Raw genomic sequence first — 5,005 nt, 5'->3', positions numbered from 1 at the left:
CCGACATCATGCGTCTTGCCGTTCTCGATCACGGTCGTGGCGCCGTTATAGTGGCGAATAACCTTGGGATCGATGNTTCTCGATCACGGTCGTGGCGCCGTTATAGTGGCGAATAACCTTGGGATCGATGTTTTGCAGCAGAGGATCGTCCCACACCGGGTCCTTGCTGTCCTCTTCGCCGTCCCTTTCGTCGTGGTAGTCGCGCTGCGCGATGCCACGATCCAGTTCCAGGATCATGTCGGGCGTCAGGAAGGCGTGGCCGTACATGTGCGGGGCATATTTGTCGCCCATCGACGAATTGCGCATGATGATGTCGGCGAAGCTGTTGGCTTCCAGCGCATCCAGCAGGTTCAGGCCCTGAACGCGCGACAGGTAATAGAACCGGTCGCCGTTCTGAAGCTGCTCCATCTGGTATTCGAAGATGAAGTTGAACGTCGATCCCAGCATCCCGCCGAATTCGTTCAGCTTCTCGGCCAAACCGCCGACCCATAGGTCGATGTCGTTTAGGCCGCCGCGCCCATGGGCCGCAGTGGCGCTGCTGGCATAGGCGCCCGTGGCGTTTAGGAACGCCATTCGGTCGGACGGTGCCTTTTCATTCGCCTCGATCGTGCCGTTGCCGTTAAGGTCGGTGTCCCCCAACACCAGCAGGGTGGCGGCAGTGCGCTTGGCTTCCAGCGAGTCCACCGAGGTGATCGAGCTGTGCGAGCCATAGGCCGCCACGAAGTTGATCAGCGACACCGGGTTCTTGAGATGCTGGGCGAAGTCGCTCCAGCTTTCATAGGGCTTCAGATCCGCGACGCCGAAGTCGTTATAAAGCTGATCGCGCGTCTGGTTCAGCGACGGAACGCCGGTTTCGCGCGCCCGGGCGAGGTTCAGCGCCGCCAAATCCAGCGGCAGCCCCAGAAGGTTGCTGCGGAGCGCCGGGACGATGAATTCGTCGATCTCAGACCCCACGTCCTCGGACAGACCGCGCAGGATGGCGCCTTGAATGTCGTTGAAGTTGTCCGCGGTGCCCATATAGGCCTGCGGGTTCAGGAAGGCCTCGATCAACGAAAGCTGTTCGCCGTCTGCGGCGTTGATCGGGTTCAGGTTGTTGTCCACCCGGTCCACCGTGTCGGTCAGCATCGAGTGACCGAAGCGGTAGATCGCATGGGCAAATTCTGCCACGATCGAGGGGTCGATATCGGCGGTGTTGGTGAACACGAAGGGATCGACGGCGGGCTGGATGCGCCGGGCGAATTCCTCGAACACCATGTGCTGATACTGCATCTCGGTCGAGAAACGGGCCGCCTGGAACATCCTGGCACCGTCCCATTTCAAGTCGTCGATTTGGTCTGGGGTAGGAAGCGCGGTGATGTCTTCCAGCAGCCATTCATTGATGAAGGCTATGTCCTTGCTGTTCAGGATGGTGTGCTTGTTTTCCTCGACGATGCGGTTGTGTTCGGCGTGGAACACCGAATGGACGGCGGACAGGCCGATATTCTCGTTCCCGCGGCCATCGCCGGTGACGAAATGCGAATCCAGCAACTCGTCGTCATAGGCGGTGTTCTGACCACGCGTATTCACGCCACCCGAGTAGCCCACCTCATCGTCGTTGTCCGGCTGCAGGACGCCACCAGTGACCACCGGCACAGCGTTGTGAGCGATGTCGTCCAGGAAGGCCGGGCCTGCCGCCACGCTGCCTGCCGTGCCGATCCCAGCAGCCGTGCCTTCCTTGAACCAGGGTTGGGCGTGGGTGGCATCGGGCGCCATGACCATCTGGGCATAGCCGTTCGGGCCCAAGATCAGGTTGCCGTACTGGTCGGTCTTCAGCAGTGGCACACGGTGGACGTCCGTGTCCTCCAACCGAATGCCCAGAACGTCCAGAGCCTGTTTCTTGACATCCGCCCAAGTTCCGATCGTGCCGTGCATCTGGCCGTCCATGAGGCGCCCGGTCGAATAGGCCTTGAACCCGTCGCCGACACCGTCGCCATTCAGGTCCAGGTTCAGTCGTACCTGTTCACGCAGGAAAGCTTGGTGAGAGGCGTGAGAGGTATAGGTCTGGTTCTGGTCCACATAGGAGGTGGTCATGTTGGTATGCGAGTCGCCGTCCGGGGTGGCGCGGGTCAGCGCCATGAACCGAAGCCGCTCCGGCAGGTCGTCAGCGGTGCCAAACACCTTGTCGGCTCCGGCGATCAGCGGATCGTCGGCCTCCAGCGGGATGTACACCGTCCCGTTGCCGCCCTTGCTAACCAGATCCAGTCCGTGGTCGAAGAATTGGCCGAAGATGGTGAACAGGTTGTTGAACGAGGGCGTCAGCCCGATATCCGGCGAGACGTTCTCGATGCGGATGCCGCCTTCCGGGCCGACCTCCAGTCCGTACTTGTCCATCAGGCTTTCCAGAAATGCCTGGGCCTGTTGATAGCCGCCCGCAGCCGTGCCCGCATTGGCGACTGCCGTGTCATAAGCTTCTTGGGCAGCGTCACGAGCTGCGGTGGTCTGGTCCACGGCCGCCTGAGTCTCTGCCGCCTCGGCCTGGGCTTCGGCCGTGGCCACGGCCAGGGCGTCTGCGCTGTCCTGCGCCGTGCCGCCGTTTGCCGCAATCGGGTTATAGGCAGTCGCTGCGTTGGTGACTGCACTCAGGTCGGTCCCATCGACAGAGCCGTTATCGTCCAGTGTGTCGAGGGCAGTCAGCAGATCTTGCGCTGCACTTTGCGTATCAAGCGCCTCCTGGGATGCATCGCTGCCCAGCACAGTGACGACGTCGGACGCCTGGGTGGCGGCGGCAGAGGCGGCGTCCACGGCCGCCTGGTAGAGCGTCGGGATGTTCGGGTCAGCGGGGTTTGCCAGGATCGCCACGACCAGGGCATTCACAGCGGCCAGAGCCGCCTGAGCGGCATCCACGGCTTCGTTCGCCTGGGTTGTCGCACTGGACAGGGTGGTGACGGCTAAGTCGGCTGCGGCATCCGCCGTGGTTGCTGCACTGTGGGCCGTTGTCGCAGCCAAAAGATTGTTCTGCGCCGTGACCACTGCCACGCTGGCGGTGTTGTTGACCGAAGCCGCTGTCAACGTCGCATGATGAGCCGAAGTGATCGAATTCACCGCATCCGTGGCCTCGGTCCCGGTGATGCCTAACACCTTCAGCGCCGCATAGACCGCCGCCGGGTTGCCGGCTGTCTGGTCCACGATCAGGTTGGAAATCGTTCGTGGATCCGCATCCACGACATTGCCACTTTGACCATAGTTGGTGTTTGTCAGGTCCGGTGTGCCTGGTGCGCCGATCGGAATGCTGTCGCCGTCCTGGTCATTGCTGTAGACCGGGTCTGTCAGGCGCGGAAATGGGGTACCACTCGCTCCCAGGTCTTCTTGCCCCGGCAGCAGATTGTTGTCGCGGCCATCAACCGTGCGAAGGCCTGCGGGCATCAGAGCGGCGTCCTGGGCGGACACGCCATAAACCTGCTGGATGGCCTCGATGGTCGTCATGCCCCCGGCATGAAGCTCGGCAACCTTGATCTGCTTCAGGATGAACTGAAGATCGTGAGCGTTGACATGGAAACTCGTTGACATGGCTCTACCCTTCCCTGAACCGAGTTGGGAAGCACGTCATGGCAGCAGGGATCAGTGGCCGCTGTCCTCAAGCGCAAGCGTGGTGGCGCCCGACAGCACCCTCCGGACGGCCCGTTCGGACCGAAATATCCTTGATGTTGATGAAGTGTTCTTCCCTGAAGAGCAGCGTTAAAATCATTGCGCTTGCATGACAAGGACCACATAAGTCCATGAGATATTCAGTATTTGGTCTTAAGACCTTCGCTTATAAATTGTAGGGAAAAACGGAAAATTCTTACAAAGGTTTGATCAAATGAGCAAATCTTTTCTCCTGAACTGTTACTGGAGGTCGTTTTAAAGGAAACCAGGGCGCCGATGCAACCTTAACACGAAATTAATATTTAGCAATTCGCACCGTTCCTAGTTGTCAATTTTCCTTAGACAATAAAGTTTGGGTTTTGAGTTCGATTTGGCTTGGTCTATTGTCCCAGTCAGAAGTTGTAAGTGGATCCTGGTTAGTCGATGGGCAGTTCCAGTGCAGTCCTTTGGTGGTCATCGCTAACTCTCTCCCGGCAATTCCACATCATATGTGCAGTTCTTTTGATACCAAGCATGGCGCTCCTGGGGCAGTGGACACAGCTGCGCTTCGAAGCGACCATCAAGGAAGATATTGGCAACCGCTCCAGCGTTTATTTCAGACAGTCTTTCTGGGATTATCTTCCTAAATTGGAACGCAGTGGCAGCTTCTCGGCCGCTACTGTCGAAGGCATGGGTCGGGAAATTGCATTTCCGGTAACGGATTTGAACTTGGTCGAGGCCAAGGTATGGACCTCGAAGGGTCGAATTGATTTCGATACCGACCCCAGTCTGATCTCGGAGCAGCTTCCTGTAACCGAGGGATCGACCAAGGCAGTTGGCGGCACGGTAGGCGTCAAATTCGAGAACGGATCAGGCGACCAGGAGAGTTGCCCGGGCCAGAAGATGCTGGAGGTTTACCTCCCGCTCCGCCGCAATGCCGAAGGAACCATCCGTGCCGTCGCCGAACTTTACTATAATACGACATCGCTGCTGGCGATGTTCCAGGCACGGCTGTGCAAGCACATCATCAGCCTTGGCGGCAATCTTTCCGTCGACAACGTTCCGGGCAAGGACGTGACCTTGACCGGCCATTTTCCAACAGATGTCTGAGGTGTCCAATGCCCCATATGATAAGGGTCGCTGTCGTCGATGATCATCCCCTTGTGCGGGAAGGCATCATTCATGCCATCGGCGCCGCCGACAACGACATCACGGTGGTGGGCGAAGGCGCCACTGCCGCCGAGGCTGTCGACCTTGTTCGAGCCTTGATCCCGGACGTTCTGCTGCTTGACCTCAACATTCCTGGTTTGGGCCTCGTCGCGCTTGAGGAAACGGCCAGGATGCAGTTTCCAACCAAGGTGATCGTCCTGACTGTTTCAGAAGACAGCGGCGATGTCATGGA

Annotated in this window: 3 protein-coding genes; 2 read left to right on the top strand and 1 reads right to left on the bottom strand. The window is 59.1% G+C overall.

Translation table 11 applies throughout. From position 1 onward, the window contains the following. Nucleotides 1-45 precede the first annotated feature (45 nt). Entirely contained in the window at nt 46-3,546 is a 3,501-nt protein-coding gene (locus tag CK944_RS21385; protein ID WP_103175071.1) for a peroxidase family protein, read from the bottom strand. Nucleotides 3,547-4,137: 591 nt separating this feature from the next. On the opposite strand from CK944_RS21385, the gene CK944_RS21380 reads away from it, so the two are divergent. Beyond that, the gene (locus CK944_RS21380; protein WP_103175070.1) at nt 4,138-4,713 is read left to right on the top strand and encodes a hypothetical protein; all 576 of its coding nucleotides are present in this window, start codon (nt 4,138-4,140) and stop codon (nt 4,711-4,713) included. A gap of 53 nt (nt 4,714-4,766) precedes the next feature. Continuing rightward, nucleotides 4,767-5,005 (top strand): response regulator (locus CK944_RS21375; RefSeq protein WP_371411692.1); only part of this gene is annotated, 239 nt, incomplete at its 3' end.

It is taken from the genome of Paracoccus sp. SY (genome assembly GCF_002901215.1).
Taxonomy (GTDB): Bacteria; Pseudomonadota; Alphaproteobacteria; order Rhodobacterales; family Rhodobacteraceae; genus Paracoccus; species Paracoccus acridae.
This window is presented reverse-complemented; position numbering and strand designations above follow the sequence as displayed.